This is a genomic window from Urechidicola vernalis (genome assembly GCF_031846385.1).
GTDB classification, from domain to species: domain Bacteria; phylum Bacteroidota; class Bacteroidia; order Flavobacteriales; family Flavobacteriaceae; genus Urechidicola; species Urechidicola vernalis.
Genome location: NZ_JAVRHV010000003.1, coordinates 42,388 through 61,099, shown reverse-complemented (window position 1 = coordinate 61,099; position 18,712 = coordinate 42,388). Strand labels below are relative to the sequence as shown.

General features: G+C 34.6%; 13 protein-coding genes. All 13 read left to right on the top strand.

Going from position 1 to position 18,712, the window contains the following annotated elements; genetic code table 11:
- The first annotated feature begins 99 nt into the window (after positions 1–99).
- Positions 100–966 carry an AraC family transcriptional regulator gene (locus RM519_RS07420; RefSeq protein ID WP_311593050.1) on the top strand — a complete coding sequence of 289 codons (867 nt, stop codon included), beginning with the start codon at positions 100–102 and terminating at the stop codon, positions 964–966.
- Between the two features lie 107 nt (positions 967–1,073).
- Positions 1,074–2,381: an L-fuconate dehydratase gene (locus RM519_RS07415; protein WP_311593049.1), complete on the top strand. Its 1,308-nt coding sequence runs from the start codon at positions 1,074–1,076 to the stop codon at positions 2,379–2,381.
- A gap of 12 nt (positions 2,382–2,393) precedes the next feature.
- Entirely contained in the window at positions 2,394–3,170 is a 777-nt protein-coding gene (locus RM519_RS07410) for an SDR family NAD(P)-dependent oxidoreductase (protein WP_311593048.1), read from the top strand.
- Positions 3,171–3,172: 2 nt separating this feature from the next.
- On the top strand, positions 3,173–4,972 hold the full coding sequence (locus RM519_RS07405) for an alpha-L-fucosidase (protein WP_311593047.1): 1,800 nt from the start codon (positions 3,173–3,175) through the stop codon (positions 4,970–4,972).
- Between the two features lie 4 nt (positions 4,973–4,976).
- Positions 4,977–6,458: an alpha-L-fucosidase gene (locus tag RM519_RS07400; protein WP_311593046.1), complete on the top strand. Its 1,482-nt coding sequence runs from the start codon at positions 4,977–4,979 to the stop codon at positions 6,456–6,458.
- A 4-nt stretch (positions 6,459–6,462) separates the two neighbouring features.
- Positions 6,463–6,846 (top strand): hypothetical protein, encoded by a 384-nt coding sequence (locus RM519_RS07395; protein WP_311593045.1) that lies wholly within the window; start codon positions 6,463–6,465, stop codon positions 6,844–6,846.
- Positions 6,843–8,414 (top strand): sulfatase family protein, encoded by a 1,572-nt coding sequence (locus RM519_RS07390; protein ID WP_311593044.1) that lies wholly within the window; start codon positions 6,843–6,845, stop codon positions 8,412–8,414. The genes RM519_RS07395 and RM519_RS07390 overlap by 4 nt, the downstream gene beginning before the upstream one ends.
- Positions 8,415–8,420: 6 nt before the next feature.
- Entirely contained in the window at positions 8,421–9,278 is an 858-nt protein-coding gene (locus tag RM519_RS07385; protein ID WP_311593043.1) for a fumarylacetoacetate hydrolase family protein, read from the top strand.
- Positions 9,279–9,283: 5 nt separating this feature from the next.
- The gene (locus RM519_RS07380) at positions 9,284–11,482 is read left to right on the top strand and encodes a GDSL-type esterase/lipase family protein (protein ID WP_311593042.1); all 2,199 of its coding nucleotides are present in this window, start codon (positions 9,284–9,286) and stop codon (positions 11,480–11,482) included.
- Positions 11,479–12,927: a sialate O-acetylesterase gene (locus RM519_RS07375; RefSeq protein ID WP_311593041.1), complete on the top strand. Its 1,449-nt coding sequence runs from the start codon at positions 11,479–11,481 to the stop codon at positions 12,925–12,927. The genes RM519_RS07380 and RM519_RS07375 overlap by 4 nt, the downstream gene beginning before the upstream one ends.
- 1 nt (position 12,928) lies before the next feature.
- Entirely contained in the window at positions 12,929–13,828 is a 900-nt protein-coding gene (locus tag RM519_RS07370; protein ID WP_311593040.1) for an alkaline phosphatase family protein, read from the top strand.
- 2 nt (positions 13,829–13,830) lie between these two features.
- Entirely contained in the window at positions 13,831–16,632 is a 2,802-nt protein-coding gene (locus RM519_RS07365) for an NPCBM/NEW2 domain-containing protein (protein WP_311593039.1), read from the top strand.
- A 12-nt stretch (positions 16,633–16,644) separates the two neighbouring features.
- The gene (locus RM519_RS07360; RefSeq protein ID WP_311593038.1) at positions 16,645–18,708 is read left to right on the top strand and encodes an alpha-L-fucosidase; all 2,064 of its coding nucleotides are present in this window, start codon (positions 16,645–16,647) and stop codon (positions 18,706–18,708) included.
- Positions 18,709–18,712 lie beyond the last annotated feature (4 nt).

Here is an 18,712-nt window from a genome sequence, read left to right as displayed (position 1 = left end):
AAGTTAATCATTGTTTTAACGAACACCTACATATAATCATCTTATATCAATACTATTTTTGCTTATATTTACCAATTTAGAAAAAAAATGTAATTTAATATGAAACTTCATTTAGTAGATAGAAGTAGTTTAAATGACTCTTCCTTTACGGTTAAAACCAATAAATACCCTAATTTTCTAAAATTATGGCATTTCCACCCAGAATTGGAATTGGTGTATGTTGCAAAAAGCAACGGAACACGTTTCATTGGGGATAATATTGAAAAGTTTCAGAAAGGAGAACTCTTTTTAATAGGTGAAAACCTGCCACATATGATGCTGAATGATGACCGCTATTTTGAGCCAAATTCAAAATTAATGGCAGAAGCCGTCGTAGTCCATTTTAAGAAAGAATTCTTAGGCAATGATTTTTTCCTAACCCCGGAAATGAAACATATTTCTAAACTTTTTGAACGTGCGAAACTAGGTATTCGGTTTAGAGAAATAGACAATTCAATTATAAACCAACTTACAAAATTAGAAAATCAAACACCTTTTGAAAAAACATTGGGTTTTTTAAATATTCTTAATTCACTTTCAAATTATAAAAATTACGATTTATTGTCAAGTCAAGGATATATAGATTCCTTTAATCATTTGGACAATGAACATATGGCAAAAGCTTACGCATACATATATAAGAACTTCACAGCAACTATATACCTTAAAGACGTGGCGGACGTAATTAATATGAACCCAGCTTCTTTTAGCCGTTTTTTTAAACGTGTAAACAGAAAAACTTTTTCTAGATTTCTAAATGAAGTGCGTATAGGCTACTCCTGTAAGCTGATGATTGAAAACCAATTAGACATCACTTCTATTTGTTTTGAATCTGGCTTTAATAACATCTCTAATTTTAATCGACAATTCAAAAGTATTAAAGAAATGTCACCAACAGAATACATAAAATATCACCGAAAATCATAAATACTAAATAAATAGGCAAAAAAAGTATTGGTGTTCGTAATTTCAGTGGTTGTATTTATTTGTAATCAGAGATAACTTTGACATTCATTAATTCGAAATTAAAACAAATGCAGTCAATTACAATTACAGGAGTTGAAATTAAAGATGTAAGGTTTCCTACAAGTAAATCTTTAGATGGCTCTGACGCCATGAATCCGGATCCTGATTACTCAGCAGCCTATGTTATTTTAAAAACAGATCAAGAAAATTTAGAAGGACATGGTCTAACATTTACAATTGGTCGAGGAAACGAATTGTGTGTGGCCGCGATCGAATCTTTATCTTATTTAGTTGTTGGAAAAACGTTAGAATCTTTCACTCAAAATATGGGTGATTTTTGGAAAATGATAACTGGAGATAGTCAATTACGTTGGCTTGGACCAGAAAAAGGCGTAATTCATTTAGCTACAGGAGCCGTTGTCAATGCCGTTTGGGATTTATATGCTAAGGCAGAAGGCAAACCACTGTGGAAATTGTTGGCGGATTTGTCTCCTGAAGAACTGGTGAATTGTATTGATTTCACATATATAACGGACGCCATTACACCTACTGAGACTCTAGAATTACTAAAATCTAAACAAGGAACAAAACAAGACCGTATTGATGATTTATTGCAAAATGGGTATCCTGCTTACACAACTTCTGCGGGCTGGCTAGGTTATTCTGATGACAAAATGCGCAGATTATGTAGAGAAGCCAAAGAAGAAGGTTTTAAACATATGAAAATTAAAGTTGGCTCTGACTTGAAAGATGATATGAGAAGAGCGGCCATTATTAGAGAAGAAATTGGAGATGATTTACAATTAATGATGGATGCTAACCAAAAATGGGATGTTGATGAAGCTATTGAAAACATGGCGCATTTAGCAAAATTTAATCCGTATTGGATTGAAGAACCAACAAGCCCTGATGATGTGCTCGGACATGCAAAAATTGCACAGGCAGTTGCACCTATTAAAGTCGCAACAGGAGAACATTGCCAAAACAGAGTTATGTTTAAGCAATTGATGCAAGCAGGAGCTATAGAAATTTGCCAAATAGATAGTTGTCGTGTTGGAGGTGTCAATGAAATTTTAGCAATCTTACTTATGGCCGCAAAATTTAAAATTCCAGTTTGCCCACATGCAGGTGGTGTAGGATTATGCGAATATGTTCAGCATTTATCCATGATTGATTATATTGCAATTAGTGGCTCAAAAGAAAATAGAATTATTGAATTTGTTGACCACTTACATGAACACTTTTTAGATCCTGTCGTAATTAATAATGGAGCCTATATGCCACCAAAAATAGCTGGCTACAGCATTACGATGAAAGAGCAATCATTGATTGATTATGAATTCCCTACTGGAAAAATTTGGAAGGATGAAAATTAAAAATTTAAACAAATGAAATTTAGTTTAGAAGGTAAATCTGCCATAGTTACTGGTGGCGGAAGTGGAATTGGAAAAGCAATTTCAAAAACGTTTGCAGAACAAGGAGCAAACGTAAACATCTTAGATTTTAATCTTGAAGCGGCCAATGAAACGGTTGCAGAAATTATAAATTCTGGAGGAAAGGCTAATGCATTTAAATGCGATGTTGCAAACCAAAAAGAAGTAAACGACATTACAAACCAAATACAAAGCAATCAACCAATTTCAATATTAATCAACAACGCAGGAATTGCGCATGTAGGAAACATTGAAGCGGTTGAAGAAGCTGATTTAGATCGATTGTACAATGTAAATATCAAAGGAGTTTACAATTGTTTAAAAGCCTGCATCTCTCATTTTAAATCAAATGGTGGCGGTGTAGTTTTAAACTTAGCCTCTATTGCTTCTTCAGTTGGTATCTCAGACAGGTTTGCGTATTCTATGACTAAAGGAGCTGTTTTAACCATGACGTATTCAATTGCAAAGGACTATGTAAATGACAATATTCGTTGTAATTGCATTTCTCCAGGAAGAGTTCACACTCCATTTGTAGACGGATTTATTTCTAAAAACTATCCAGGAAAAGAAGAGGAAATGTTCGAGAAACTTTCGAAAACACAGCCAATTGGCAGAATGGGTAAGCCAGAAGAAATGGCAAATTTAGCCTTGTATTTATGCTCAGATGAAGCAAGCTTTATAACCGGTACGGACTACCCTATTGATGGTGGATTTATAAAATTAAATGGATAGTTATGAATAAAATTTTACTTTTTTTACTTGCAAGCACCTTAACAGTTCAGGCAAACTTTGCACAATCAAATGTCGAAGATGAACTTGTTAAAAAAATAAATGAGAGACCGTATCCGCAATGGTTTAAGGATGCAAAACTAGGAATTTTCATTCATTGGGGATTGTACTCAGTGCCCTCTTATGGTTCTAAAGAGTCCTATGCTGAATGGTTTTTACGAGGTATTCAAACCAACGATACCTTACGAACCAAGTTTATGAAAGATACGTACGGTCAAAATTTTACTTATAAAGATTTTGCCAACGAATTTAAAGCTGAGTTATTCAATCCAGATGAGTGGTCAGAATTATTCAAAAAGGCAGGAGCAAAATATGTAATGTTGGTAACAAAACACCACGATGGATATGCCTTATGGCCAAGTAAATACAATAGAAATTGGAATAGTGTAGACACAGGACCAAAAAGAGATATTGTAGGTGAATTAACGGAATCGGTTAGAAACGCAGGTCTTAAAATGGGATTGTATTATTCGTTGTCGGAGTGGAATCACCCTTTGCACAAATGGTATACAGATCCTCACGATCAAATTGGGCCTTATGTAGAGCAATATATGATTCCTCAATTTAAGGAATTGGTGAGTACCTACAGACCATCGCTTATTTTTGCCGATGGTGAATGGTTTAATACTGCCAAGCAATGGCATTCAGCCGAGTTAATAGATTGGTATTATAATTTAGTAGGAGAAGATGCTCTTGTAAACAACAGATGGGGGCATGGAATTGACACTGGATTTTTAACTCCTGAATACAGCGCTGGAATTAAAGTTACCGACAGACCTTGGGCAGAAGTTAGAGGAATTGGGCGATCTTTCGGACTGAATAGAAATGAAGATTTAGAAGCTTATGGCACTCCTCAAGAATTAATTCATCGATTTGTTCAAACAGTTGCCAATGGTGGTGGAATGATTTTAAATGTTGGACCTGGTGCAGATGGACAGATTCCCCTTATTCAACAAGAACGCTTGGTGCAACTAGGAGATTGGCTGAAATTAAACGATGAAGCCATTTATGGAAGTACCACTTATAAAGTAAAGGAAGAAGAAAAGATAGTTTCTATTCAAAGAGTTGATGCCGAAATCAATTTCAATTGGGTTCGCAATTCTCCAATGAAAGGGATTAAAGAAGACAACTTTGATATAGAATGGAACGGGTATATAACAGTTCCGAACTCAGATACCTATACTTTTGAAACAAAGGCAGATGATGAAGTTGTTGTTTTTATAGACAACAAAACAATAATTAATCAAAATTATACAGCAACAGGAACGCAATCTGAAGTGATGGGTGCTAAAACAACTGCATCGACTAACGGAACCATAAAACTAGATAAAGGCAAAGTATATCCAATTACAATTAAATACAGAGAAAAGAAACAAAACGCTTCCGTTGCCTTGTTTTGGAAAACTAAGAAAACAGAACAACAAATTGTACCAGGAGCGTATTTATTCCAAGATAAGGATACAACCAAAAATGGTCTAATTGGAGATTATTCTTCCCTTCAAACCTATTTGTGTTATACGCAAAACAATGGAAATATTTATGCCATAAGTTTTGAATGGCCCGAAGATGAACTTGTTCTTTCTATTGAAGACCTGGGTGCAAATGCTACCATTAAAATGGTTGGTCTAGATCGAAAGTTAGATTGGGAGTTCAAAGATGGAAAAGTGGTTGTAAATACTGCCAATATAAAATATAATGAAATACCATCTCATGATGCATGGGCTTTTGAAATATCAAAAAAATAAATTCATGATTAAAAAATATCAATTCATAACAATTACTATACTCCTATTTATAGGGTTAAACAATTTTGCTCAAAAAAAATACGAGGCGACATGGGAATCATTAGACTCCCGCCCAATTCCAAATTGGTTTGAAGGTGCAAAATTCGGAATCTTCATTCATTGGGGACCTTATTCCGTACCTGCATATACACCAAAAGGAACGTATTCTGAATGGTATCAATATTGGTTACAGAGCAAATCTCTTTTTGGAAATGGAAAATTTAAGGGTGATGAAGTTGTAAATTATCATGAAGCGACATACGGCGAAGACTTCTCTTATTACGATTTCGGAGAAAATTTCAAAGCGGATTTATTCGACCCTGTAGAGTGGGCTACTTTATTCGAAAAAGCAGGAGCAAAATATATTGTTTTAACATCTAAACATCATGACGGATATACCCTTTGGCCTAATAAACAAGCAAATGATAGAGGTTTTGCTTGGAACAGTATGGAAGTTGGTTCCAAACGAGATTTGGTCGGTGAACTATCAACAGCAGTTAAAAACACAAATGTAAAAATGGGCTTGTATTATTCATTGTATGAATGGTATCACCCATGGTGGAAAAATGATAGAGAACGTTTTGTTGATGAGCATTTTTTACCTCAAATAAAAGATTTGGTTACAAAATACAATCCTGATGTTTTATGGGCTGATGGAGAATGGGACATGGAAGATAGTAAGTGGAAATCGAAAGATTTTTTAGCATGGTTGTTCAACGAATCTCAAGTAAAAAATTCGATTGTTATAAACGATCGTTGGGGTAAAGGCATTCGAAAAAAACATGGTGGATATTTTACTACCGAATATGAGGCTGAGGCTCCAGAATTTACACGTCCATGGGAGGAATGTAGAGGAATGGGCTTTTCTTTTGGGTACAACCAAAATGAAGACGCCCAAGATTACAATTCGCCAAAAGCATTGGTATTAATGTTAACAAATGTAGTAAGTGCAGGTGGAAATTTATTGTTAGATATTGGCCCAGATAGTAGAGGAAATATCCCTCCAATTATGCAAGAAAGACTACTTCAAATTGGAGAATGGCTAGAAACAAATGGTGAAGCAATTTATGGTACAAAGTCTTGGAAATCGTCATTTCAATGGTCTAAAGGTGAACAAAACTACAAACCAAAACAACATTATTTAGGTGGAGATTTTATTCTTAAACAGACCGTCGATCCAGAGCCAGGATATGCTGTAAAGGAATTGTTTTTTACACAAAATGAAGATGCCTATTTTGCTATTGCTCCGAAATGGCCAGAAGAGGAAATGGTTATCAACGATTTTGAATTAGCAGATAATGCCACTGTTACTTTATTGGCGACCGGAGAAGTTTTAAAGTCAAAACAAATGGGTAAAAACGTACATATTTCTATGCCTGTTTACAACCCTAACAATATGAAATCTACGGACGCATATGCCTATGCTTTTAAAATAACAAAGGAATAACTGAATGAAAAAACTGTGTTATATCTTTATTTTGATGTATATCTTCGTTTCTGAAGTACATAGCCAGTCGCATAAAATTTATGCAAGCTCAAAAGGAAACTTGGATTATTCAGAAACTAAAAATGAACCTATAAACAATATTCATCGTGCCCTAGATCAAGTTCAAGTACTCAGAAAAGAAAATCCTGCAATTCCAATTGAAGAGAATAGTGTTCTTTCGAATTCTCCAATACTAATTGGAGACGCTATTATATCGGGTGAAGGACAAGAAATAAATTCAATTCCAGATTTAATGAATGTATATGAAGGTCATAATTGGAAAGGAAAAATCAATCTTGTTATTTTCAGAAATCAACAAGAGAAAACATTAATATTAAAGACAAGATGAGCATAAAAAAAATATTTGTTTTTGGTTTTATTTCGCTTTTAGTTCTTTCATGTAAAAAAGAAAGTACATCGGAAAAACTTCCAAACATCATTTATATTCTTACAGATGATTTAGGTTATGGAGATATTTCGGCATTTAATCCGAATGGTAAAATTGAAACACCACATATTGACAACTTAGCGAAAGCTGGGATGAAATTTACCGATGCTCACACCTCATCAGCCGTCTGCACGCCAACACGCTATGGAATTTTAACTGGAAGATATAATTGGAGATCCCAATTAAAAAATGGCGTATTAACAGGAACTTCAAAAGCCTTAATTCCAAATAGCAGAACAACTATTGCTAGTTTATTAAAAAATAAAAACTACAATACGGCTTATATTGGCAAATGGCATTTAGGTTGGGATTGGGCTAAAAAGGATCAAGATTCTACCTTAGGAACAGGTTGGAACGCTACTGATTATAAAAACATTGATTTTAGCAAACCTATAACTAACGGCCCAAAAGATCTAGGATTTGATTATTCATTTGGGCATAGCGGATCTCTAGATATGGCGCCTTATGTCTATGTAGAAAACGGCTTACCAACTTCTGTTCCTACTAAAATTACAGTTGACAAAGGGAAATATACTTGGTGGAGAGAAGGCCCTACTGGTGATGATTTTATTCATGATGATGTAACTCCTAATTTTTTCAGAAAATCGATTTCATATATCAAAGACAAAGCGAAAGATGATAACCCTTTTTTCTTGTATTTACCATTACCCTCGCCACATACGCCAATTCTTCCAACCGTAAAATGGCAAGGAAAAAGCAACTTAAATCCTTATGCAGATTTTGTGGTGATGATAGATCACTATATTGGGCAATTAACAAGCACATTAGAGGAATTAGGTATTCAAGAGAATACGCTAATCGTTTTTACAAGTGATAACGGTTGTTCACCACAAGCTGATTTTATGATATTAAAAGAAAAAGGACACAATCCAAGTGCTATTTATAGAGGTCACAAAGCGGATATTTACGAAGGAGGACATCGTGTTCCATTTATTGTAAAATGGCCTTTAAAAGTAAAGCCCAATACCGTTTCAGAAAACACAATTTGCACTACAGATTTCTTTGCAACAGTTGCTGATATTGCGAACATAAACTTAGAAGATTCAGAAGGAGAAGACAGTTATTCTATGCTCAAATCTATGAGTATACCTTCAAATAATACCGAAGAAAGAACTAGTACAATACATCATTCTATCAACGGTAGTTTTGCCATAAGAAAAGGAGATTATAAATTAATTCTCTGCCCGGATTCTGGTGGCTGGAGTTTTCCTAGACCTAATAACAAAAAGGCTTTAGAGGGGCTTCCAAAAGTGCAACTTTATAATTTAAAAAATGATCCAGGAGAACAATATAACATTGCAAATGATAATGAGAAAATGGTCTCAGATTTAACCGCTGATTTAAATGAGATTATAGAGAACGGAAGATCAACAAAAGGAACAAAACAATTAAATGATACTGGAAACCATTGGAAAGAACTTTGGTGGAAAGAAAAAACTTTAAATTAATAAAAGATGAAATTAATACGATTTGGTGCCGAAGGACAAGAAAAACCTGGAGTACAATTAAATGATGGAACGAGAATTGACGTAAGCGCATTTGGGCAAGATTATACGGAGGCATTTTTTGGAGGTGATGGTGTTGAAAGGCTTTCAAACTGGTTAAAAGAAAACCAAGCAAGTTGTCCAACTGTAAGTGATACGATTAGATTAGGCGCTCCTTTATGTAGGCCTTCTAAGATTGTTTGTGTAGGATTAAACTATGCCAAGCATGCAGAAGAAAGCGGCATGGCAATTCCAACAGAACCTGTATTATTCTTTAAAGCCACAAGCGCAATTGTAGGCCCAAATGACGATGTAATAATTCCAAAAAACAGCACAAAAACAGATTGGGAAGTGGAATTAGCGGTAGTAATTGGTAAAAAAGCAAGTTATGTTTCAGAAGAAAACGCACTAGATCACGTTGCAGGATATGTTTTGCACAATGATTATAGCGAGCGCGAATTTCAGTTAGAAAAAGAAGGTCAATGGGTAAAGGGCAAAAGTTGTGACACCTTTGCTCCTATAGGCCCTTTTATTGTGACTACTGATGAAATTAAAAACCCGAATAACTTAGACTTGTGGTTAAGTTTAAACGGCGAAAAAATTCAGAACAGTAATACTTCAGATTTCGTTTTCAACATCCAAGAAGTGGTGAGTTATATTTCTCAATATATGACCTTATTACCAGGTGATATCATTTCTACTGGGACGCCATTTGGGGTTGGATTAGGGTTCAACCCTCCTAAATACTTAAAGCCTGGAGACGTTGTTGAGTTGGGAATTGAAGGTTTGGGAACTTCTAAGCAAACAGCATTAGCTTATAAAGGATAATTACAATGATAGGTCTATCAATACAAAAATTTGTAAATGAATTAATCAAATCAATAACCAACAAGTTATTGATAGGCCTTTCTATTTTAATTTTTTATTCTACCACTCTCATTGCCTCAAATAAAACTGAAATTCTTATAAATCCAACAATAAAAATAGCTTGCGTTGGAAATAGTATTACCTATGGAATGGGCGTTTTTAACAGAGAACAAAATGCCTATCCTAAGCAATTACAAAATATGCTTGGTTCTGACTATAAAGTACAAAACTTTGGAGTAAGTGGAGTTACGTTACTTAAAAATGGTGGGCAACCCTATTGGGAGACACAAGCTTATAAAGACGCGCTCAAATTTAAACCAGATATCGTGTACATAAAACTTGGCACGAACGATAGCAAAAAAGTGAACAGTCTTTTTTATAACGAGTTCAAATCTGATTATAAGGAACTAATTCAATCTTTTAAGGATGTTAACTCCAAAGCACGAATTATCCTATTACTTCCTATCCCCGCTTTTACTGATACACCCAACGATATTTGGAATAAAACAATTACAAATAAAATCATTCCGTTAACAAAAGAGGTTGCTTTTGAAACGAATACTGAGTTAATTGATTTATATCAATTATTTATAAATCATCCAGAATTGGTTCCAGACAAGATTCATCCATCTTCCTTAGGTGCTTCAACAATTGCAAGGCGCGTTTACGAAGATGTGGTATTGAATTCGGATACGAACTTTAATCTATTCAATAATTTACCAACTAAAAAAACAACCAATTTTAATTTTCATGGTTTTGAACAAACCGATTTTAAACTAAATAGAATCGAATGTAAAATTGTTGCACCTAAAAGAGTCAATAAAAATCATAATTGGGTTATTCGTGCTCGTTTTTGGGGCCACGAACCTCAAACCGATATTGCCTTATTAGAAAGAGGTTTTCATATTGTTTATTATGATGTTTCCAATTTATATGGAGGACCCAAAGCCATTGAAAGATGGAATTTTTTATATGATAAACTGACAAATGCAGGTCTTTCAAAAAAAGTCGTTTTAGAAGGTATGAGCAGAGGTGGTCTCATCGTATATAAATGGGCAGTTGCCAATCCTGAAAAAGTGGCTTGTATTTATGCAGACGCTCCTGTTTTAAGTGGAAAAAGTTGGCCAGGAGGTTTTGGAAAAAGTGAAGGTTATCCGCAAGGATGGGAAAAATTTAAACAGGTTTATGGAATTAAATCTGATTTAGAAGTTGAGAATTTTATTGCTGATCCTATTAATCAAATAAAAGAAATTTCGGCCACTAATATTCCTATGCTTCATGTATGTGGAGACAGTGACAAAGTTGTTCCCGTGGAAGAAAACACCCAACTTTTTGAAACTGAATTAAAAAAATTAAATGCCAATATTGAAGTGATTTATAAAAAGGGAATTGGGCATCACCCTCATAGTTTAGAAAACCCAAAACCAATTGTAGATTTTATTTTAAGAAACACCGAAACCAAAATCAACTTTGCAAATATGGCTATTCCGGGCTCGGAATATAGGTCCGCCGCAGGTTGGAAAAAAGGTTATGGTTGGTGGGGACAAAACAATGATATTGATTCCTTAAGTCATGAATTAAAAACCTGCGATTTATTACTTCTCGGAAATTCAATTACCCAAGGTTTTGGAGGTTCTAGAACAAAAACGACGTATGCACCTGGTAAAAAAGCTACAGATAAATATTTCAAAAATTTATATTGGTTAAACGCAGGAATCTCCGGAGATAGAACTGAACATACAGCATATAGATTAAAATATGGCACTTCAGATACATTGAACCCAAAATTTATTTCTTTGGCAATTGGAGTGAACAACTTTCCCTTTAACAATGCTGAAGAAATTGCTGAGGGTATATTATTGAATATTAAAACAATTCAAGAAAAGTTTCCTCAAAGTAAAATTCTTTTAAATGGCCCCTTACCTACAGGAATAAATCACAACTCTGAGAGAAGAAAAAAATATGACCGCATTCATGAAATTATTTCGACTTATGGCAACCTAAACAATGTTTATTATTACAATTTAACTCCTCTTTTTGTTGATGAGAATAATGATTTAGATTTGAAATTATATGGAACAGACGGAATCCATCTGCACTCTGCCGGATATGAAGTTTGGTCACAATTTTTAAGAGAGGAAATTGAAAAATTAAAAAACCTATGAAAATAAATCCTGTAAATCGAACATTTAGAGCAGGTTTTAAAACCTGTATTCTATTATTCATATTTGCGTTTAATTTCAAATCGTATGCCGAGATTTATCTACCCTCTATTATCTCAGACAACATGGTATTGCAACAAAATTCTGAGGCTACAATTTGGGGATGGACTACAGTTGTTAGCGAAAATATTACAGTTATCGGATCTTGGAATAATGAAGAAGTAATGGTGGAAGCACACCAAGGAAAATGGTCTTTAAATTTACCTACAGAAGTTGCTGGCGGTCCATACACCTTGACTATTAAAGGACACGAAACAATTACCATATATAATGTTCTTCTAGGTGAAGTGTGGTTGTGTTCTGGGCAATCTAATATGCAATGGACGCCAAACATGGGTTTACAAAATGCAGAAGAAGAAATAAAAAATGCCAATCACGAACAAATTAGATTCTTTACAATTCCAACTGTTAAAGCTGAAAGTGCGCAAGACAACTCTTATGGAAATTGGGACACTTGTACACCCGAAACCATGCAGAATTTTAGTTCAGTAGCCTATTTTTTCGGAAGAGAACTAAAAACCGAATTAAACGTTCCTGTTGGATTAATTAATTCAAGCTGGGGAGGTACGAATGTAGAAACCTGGATTCCAAAAGAAATTCTTAAAACACAGAAAAAAGAAATTTCTGAAGCCTACAATAACATCGGAGAATTTGCGTGGTGGCCGAGAAACCCAGGGTTAACTTATAATAGTATGATTCATCCAATTACTAACTATGATATTGCAGGCGCCATCTGGTATCAAGGAGAATCTAACCGAGACAATGCCTTTTCTTATTTCGAAACCTTTCCATTAATGATTGAAACATGGAGAGCGAAATGGAATAAAGACTTTCCATTTTATTTCGTTCAAATTGCACCCTTTAATTACAATTCTCATAACAACTTAGCAACAGCAGTTGTACAAGAAGCACAACTATTCACCATGCAAACGGTTCCTAAAACAGGTATGGTGGTTACTAATGATATTGGAAATCTTAAAAACATTCACCCGTTAAAAAAACAAGAGGTTGGACAACGCTTGGCTTTATGGGCATTGGCAAAAACATATGGGGTTAAAGATGTAACGGTTAGCGGGCCTGTTTATAAATCGATGCAAATCGAGAAAAACAAAATTAGACTCTCATTTGATTTTGCTGAAAACGGATTGATTCAAAAAGGTGCTGAATTGACTGAATTTTTAATTGCCGGAGCAGATCAAAAATTTCACAAGGCAACAGCAACGATAAAAGGAAATAAAATTGAAGTTTTTTCCAAAAAAGTAAAAAAACCTGTCGCAGTCAGATTTGCATATTCCGCCATTGCCCTACCGAATTTATTTAACAAAGAAGGTTTACCAGCCTCAGGATTTAGAACAGATATTTGGCCCATAAATTTTAAAACAGAATAAAATGAAAATTTCTAACGTACTTATAATATTAAGTTTATTCATTGTTTCAATTAAGGATTCGAATGCACAAAGAAATAAGTCATTGACAAAACATGTAATCTTAATCGGTTCAGACGGTTTTGGGGGATATGCTTTTGATAAAGCGAAGGTTCCAAACCTTAGAAAATTGATGAAAAATGGTGCTTATTCTTTAGAAGCAAGATCTGTTTTACCTTCATCAAGTGCTGTTAACTGGGCATCTATGATTATGGGTTCTGGACCTGAGTTGCACGGTTATACTGAATGGGGAAGCAAAACACCTGAAGTTCCATCTAGAGTTATTGGAAAAGGTGGTATTTATCCTTCAATTATTAGTTTGATAGATGCGCAAATGCCAAATGCAAAAAAAGGTGTTGCGTATTCTTGGGGTGGTATTCAATATTTGTTTGAACGTGATATGGTTGATTTAGATTTCAACGGTAAATCAGACGAAGAAACCATGAACAAGGCCTTAGAATTCATTACTAAAGAAAAACCAGTTTTTACATTTATTCATTTTGACCAACCAGATGGTGCTGGTCATAATATTGGACATGATACACCTGAATATTACAAAGAAGTTGAAAAAATTGATGATTTGGTTGGTACCATTGTAAAAGCTCTAAAAAAGGAAGGTATATTAGATGACACCATCATAATATTCTCTTCAGATCATGGTGGAATTGATAAAGGTCATGGAGGAAAAACTTTATTAGAAGTAGAAATTCCATGGATAATTTATGGAAAAAACATTCCTGCCCAAGGCAAATTAACTACAAGTATTGTTACCTATGACACTGCTTCGACCATAGCCTATATTTTAGGTTTAGAACAACCTAATTTTTGGAGAGGAGTACCAGTTTTAGATGCATTAAATAAATAATTATGACACCACGATTCCTAATTAATAGTATTTGTTGTTTAACTTTTTTCTACCTAGCCAATCTGGGGCAATTAAATGCACAATCTTTTATTGAATTAGGTAGGTTAGATGTTTCTCAAACTCAACAAGCGTATAGTGCTCCTTCCATTAATAAATCGGTTACAGGAGAGCCTATAATACTCAGTGGAAAAGTATTTAAAGAAGGTGTTGCCATGTATGGAAATGCGCATCTCAAAATTAAACTTCATGGTGCTCACACTTTTAGTGCATTAGTTGGAGTTGGTAAAACCAAAATAGACTACGCATCTGAAAACACAAAAACAATCCCTTTGACTGATGGTAAACGATTGTTTTATCATGTAACAAAAACTCAAAAACAATTTCTAGGATTAGAAGGTGCAGACGGAAAAATTGACCAAGGCAGTGTCATTTTTAAAGTTCTACATAAAGGAAAAGAGGTTTTCAATAGTGGAATAATGCGGACTAAAGATACACCCAAAGAAATAAACCTTAAAGTAAAAGGAGGTGTTTTAGAATTGATCACAGAAAACGCAAATGATGGTTCAAGTGGTGATAATGCTTTATGGGCACATGCTCAATTAGAATATTTTGAAGTAGCTCCAACTGCACTACCTCAAGAATTTTTAGGGGAGGCTCCTGAACAACCTGAAATCGTAAAAAACAACTTACTTTCAAAAGTAGATCGATTATCCCAGATTAATTTGCCAATTGCCCTACCCAATTATGACTGGTTAATAGATAATAGCAAAGCCATTGCTCAAGTTTTAAAAACCAAATCTGGAAAAGATATTATCCTTAGCAACGGGCTTATTTCTAGAACATTTAGAGTTGCTCCAAATTTGGCTACTATAGATTACACTAATTTAATGACGGGTCAGAGTTTATTGAGAGCTGCTTCTAATGAAGGCCTTTTAACAATTGATGGTAAAGTTTATACTATTGGCGGCTTAAGCAATCAACCTGAATATGGTTATACACTTATGAAGTGGATTGATGGTTTAAGTGCTACTCCAAATTCATTTTTATTACAAGATTTTGAAATAAAAGAAATTGAAGATCGGTTAGAATGGAAAAGAGTACGTTGGGCTTTAAATAAAGAAATGCCAAAGGGAAAAGAACTCATTTTCACTTTAGCTCACCAAGATATAATTGTAAAGGTTCATTTTGCTCTGTACAATGGAATCCCAACTTTAAGTAAGTGGATTGAAGTAATCAACAATTCAAACTTATTGGTGCAATTGAATAATTTTAAATTGGAACAATTGGCCATGGTTGAAGGTGAAAGTTTGGTTGACATTCCAGACCATTGGGTAAAACCGAATATACATGTTGAAACCGATTATGCTTTTGGAGCCATGCAACCAAAAACATCTAATAAAACAACGTTTTGGGAAAAAGACCCGAGATACACCTCACAAACTAATTACCCGTTAGCATTACCGTGTGTATTAGAAGTTCGTCCGCCATTAGGTCCAGATACTGGTATACCCGTAGGAGGTTCTCTAACCACATTTAGAGTTTGGGAAACTCCAATGGATAGCAGAGATGAAGAACGTGTAGGTCTTTTTAAGCGTAAATTGTACAGAACTATATCACCTTGGACTACAGAAAACCCAATTTTCTTACACCTTACCTCTACTGATGAAAAAGTAATTAAAAATGCGGTGGATCAATGTGCTGTAACTGGATATGAAATGATTATTCTAAGTTTTGGTAGTGGCTTAAATATGGAAAAGGAAAAAGAAAGTTATTATAACAAGTATAAAGAATTACGCGAATATGCGAACTCAAAAGGAATTGAATTAGGAGGTTACTCGCTATTATCAAGTCGTTGGATTAGTGACGAAGTTGATGTTATTAACCCTGAAACAGGAAAACGAGGTGGAATGATTTTCGGTTCATCACCCTGTTTAAGCAGTGAATGGGGCTATGATTATTTTAGAAAAATTAAAACCTTTTTTGATAAAACCGGTATGCAAGTTTTTGAAAATGATGGATCGTACCCAGGAAATGTATGCGCATCTATAACGCACGCACATCATAACGGATTAGGGGATTCGCAATGGAAACAATATGCTCAAATTCAAGATTTATATATGTGGATGCGCTCCGAGGGTATCTATATGAATGTACCTGATTTTTATATTAATTCAGGAACTAACAAAACAGGAATTGGCTATAGAGAAGTAAATTGGTCTTTACCAAGAGAGCGCCAATTAGTGTTGGGTCGTCAGAATATTTACGATGGCCTTTGGGACAGGATTCCTAGTATGAACTGGACCTTTGTACCGCTTACACAATACCACGGAGGAGGTGCAGCAGCAACTATGGAACCTTTAAAAGATCATTTAAGAGATTATGAAAACCATATGATGCAGAATTACGGTTCTGGGGTTCAGGCCTGCTATAGAGGTCCGCGCTTATACGATAGTGAAGAAACCAAACAAACGGTTATAAAAGTTATAGATTGGTATAAAAAATACCGCGATATCTTAAACAGTGACATTATTCATTTAAGAAGACCTTCGGGTAAAGATTGGGATGGGATTTTACACGCAAACCCAAATCTCGACACAAAAGGATTGGCCATGTTTTACAATCCAACAGATACAGATATGATTCGAGAAATAAAACTTCCGCTATACTACACAGGATTGGAAACTGAAGCAACGATAAGCATTATAGAACAGTCTACAAATACATATAAACTAAACCGAGATTACAGTATTAACTTGAATATTAGCATTCCTGCCAAGTCTTATACTTGGATTACAATTAAATAACTATTATTAAAAATGAAAACTACTTCTAACTCAATTTTATTTATCGCGCTTGCATTATTGATGGCGTGTACACCGGGACCTCCAAGTCCAGTTCACCCAATTCCTACTGAAGATCAACTTAGGTGGCAAGAAATGGAATTCTACGGATTCTTGCATTTTAATATGAATACTTTCACAAATATTGAATGGGGCTATGGAGATAAAAAACCTGAGATATTTAATCCTACTGAACTAGATGCGCGTCAATGGGCAAGAGTTGCAAAAGAAGCAGGAATGACAGGATTAATCATCACTGCCAAACATCATGATGGATTTTGTTTATGGCCATCTGAATACACAGAACATTCTGTAAAAAATTCACCTTGGCGAGATGGAAAAGGTGATGTTATTCGAGAATTGGCAGATGCATGTAAAGAATATGGGTTAAAACTTGGTGTATACCTTTCTCCTTGGGATCGTAATCACGCAGATTATGGAAAGCCTGAATACATCACCTATTTTAGGAATCAACTTACAGAGTTACTGACTGATTACGGCGACATTTTTGAAGTTTGGTTTGATGGCGCTAATGGTGGTGACGGTTATTATGGAGGTGCCAACGAATCTAGAAAAGTAGACAAACTATCCTATTATGGTTGGGAAGAAACCTATAAATTAGTGAAAGAATTACAACCAAACGCTATAATCTTTAGTGATGCTGGGCCTGGAACTAGATGGGTAGGAAATGAGCATGGTCATGCATATGAAACCACTTGGTCTCCTCTACTTAAAGATTCAGTTTACGGGGGTATGCCAGAGTATTCTAAAAAATATTCGATGGGGCAAGAAAATGGAACCCATTGGGTGCCGGCCGAAGCTGATGTATCGATTAGACCAGGATGGTATTATCATCCTTATGAAGATGATAAAGTACATTCTCTTAAAAAACTGTTGGATATCTATTATTATTCCATTGGAAGAAATAGTACTTTTCTATTGAATTTCCCAGTTGACACACGTGGATTAATTCATGAAAATGATGTAGCTCAATTACAAAAACTAACAAATCAACTGAACTTAGATTTTGCCAACAATTTGGCTTTAAATGCTAAAATAGAAACTTCTAATACTAGAAGCGATGCAGCATTTTCTTCTGGAGCTGCTGTTGACGGAGAAGAACATACCTATTGGGCAACTGAAGAGGGAGTTATTGAAAGTTCATTGACTATAGAATTTGAACAACCAACTACATTTAATCGCTTTGTAGTACAAGAATACATTGCTTTAGGACAACGTGTAAAAAAATTCAAATTAGAAGCTGAAGTTAATGGAAAATGGGAAACAATTGACAACCAAACGACTATTGGATATAAGCGAATCTTACGCTTTGATGATGTAACGGCAACTAAATTAAAATTGACTATTGAAGACGCAAAAGCAAGTCCTACTATTTCTAATATAGAAGTATATAATGCGCCATTGGTTGTTGATGCTCCTAAAATAATGAGAGATAAAAATGGAATCGTTAGTTTAAATATTCCTGAAGAAGGGGTTGACATTTATTATACCATAAATGGTGAAACACCAACAACGGAATCATCAAAATATTCGATGCCCTTTGAAGTGCATAAACCTACAACTATAAAAACTTTTGCATTGGATAGTAAAACCAATAGAAAAAGTGAAATTAATTCAAAATCATTTGACATTAGTAAAAGCAAATGGTCAATTGTTAGTGGAGATAAAAAACTCGACGCAAGCATAGACGACAATCCAAATTCTAATGCTCAAATAAACAACGAATTGATTATTGACTTAGGAGAGACACATCGAATAAAGGGCTTTACGTATCTTCCTTCACAAAGTAAATGGTCTAAAAACGAAATAACTCATTATAGTTTTTATGGTAGTCGTAATGGTAAAAATTGGAATTTGCTTAAGAAAGGAGAATTCTCTAATATCATTGCCAATCCGATTGAGCAAAAAATTACATTTGATAAAAAATCAAGAGTGAAATTTGTAAAACTAAGAGCAAATAAGGTCAAAAACAAAGACCATAAAGCCCTTGTTGCAGAAATAGGCATCATCACTAAATAAAAAA

What these genes read in the sequence shown, in the direction of transcription:
- RM519_RS07405 (WP_311593047.1), top strand. Translation starts at nt 3,173, where the DNA reads ATGAATAAAATTTTACTTTTTTTACTTGCAAGCACCTTAACAGTTCAG.
- RM519_RS07390 (WP_311593044.1), top strand. Translation starts at nt 6,843, where the DNA reads ATGAGCATAAAAAAAATATTTGTTTTTGGTTTTATTTCGCTTTTAGTT.
- RM519_RS07380 (WP_311593042.1), top strand. Translation starts at nt 9,284, where the DNA reads ATGATAGGTCTATCAATACAAAAATTTGTAAATGAATTAATCAAATCA.
- RM519_RS07415 (WP_311593049.1), top strand. Translation starts at nt 1,074, where the DNA reads ATGCAGTCAATTACAATTACAGGAGTTGAAATTAAAGATGTAAGGTTT.
- RM519_RS07375 (WP_311593041.1), top strand. Translation starts at nt 11,479, where the DNA reads ATGAAAATAAATCCTGTAAATCGAACATTTAGAGCAGGTTTTAAAACC.
- RM519_RS07370 (WP_311593040.1), top strand. Translation starts at nt 12,929, where the DNA reads ATGAAAATTTCTAACGTACTTATAATATTAAGTTTATTCATTGTTTCA.
- RM519_RS07365 (WP_311593039.1), top strand. Translation starts at nt 13,831, where the DNA reads ATGACACCACGATTCCTAATTAATAGTATTTGTTGTTTAACTTTTTTC.
- RM519_RS07395 (WP_311593045.1), top strand. Translation starts at nt 6,463, where the DNA reads ATGAAAAAACTGTGTTATATCTTTATTTTGATGTATATCTTCGTTTCT.
- RM519_RS07360 (WP_311593038.1), top strand. Translation starts at nt 16,645, where the DNA reads ATGAAAACTACTTCTAACTCAATTTTATTTATCGCGCTTGCATTATTG.
- RM519_RS07420 (WP_311593050.1), top strand. Translation starts at nt 100, where the DNA reads ATGAAACTTCATTTAGTAGATAGAAGTAGTTTAAATGACTCTTCCTTT.
- RM519_RS07385 (WP_311593043.1), top strand. Translation starts at nt 8,421, where the DNA reads ATGAAATTAATACGATTTGGTGCCGAAGGACAAGAAAAACCTGGAGTA.
- RM519_RS07400 (WP_311593046.1), top strand. Translation starts at nt 4,977, where the DNA reads ATGATTAAAAAATATCAATTCATAACAATTACTATACTCCTATTTATA.
- RM519_RS07410 (WP_311593048.1), top strand. Translation starts at nt 2,394, where the DNA reads ATGAAATTTAGTTTAGAAGGTAAATCTGCCATAGTTACTGGTGGCGGA.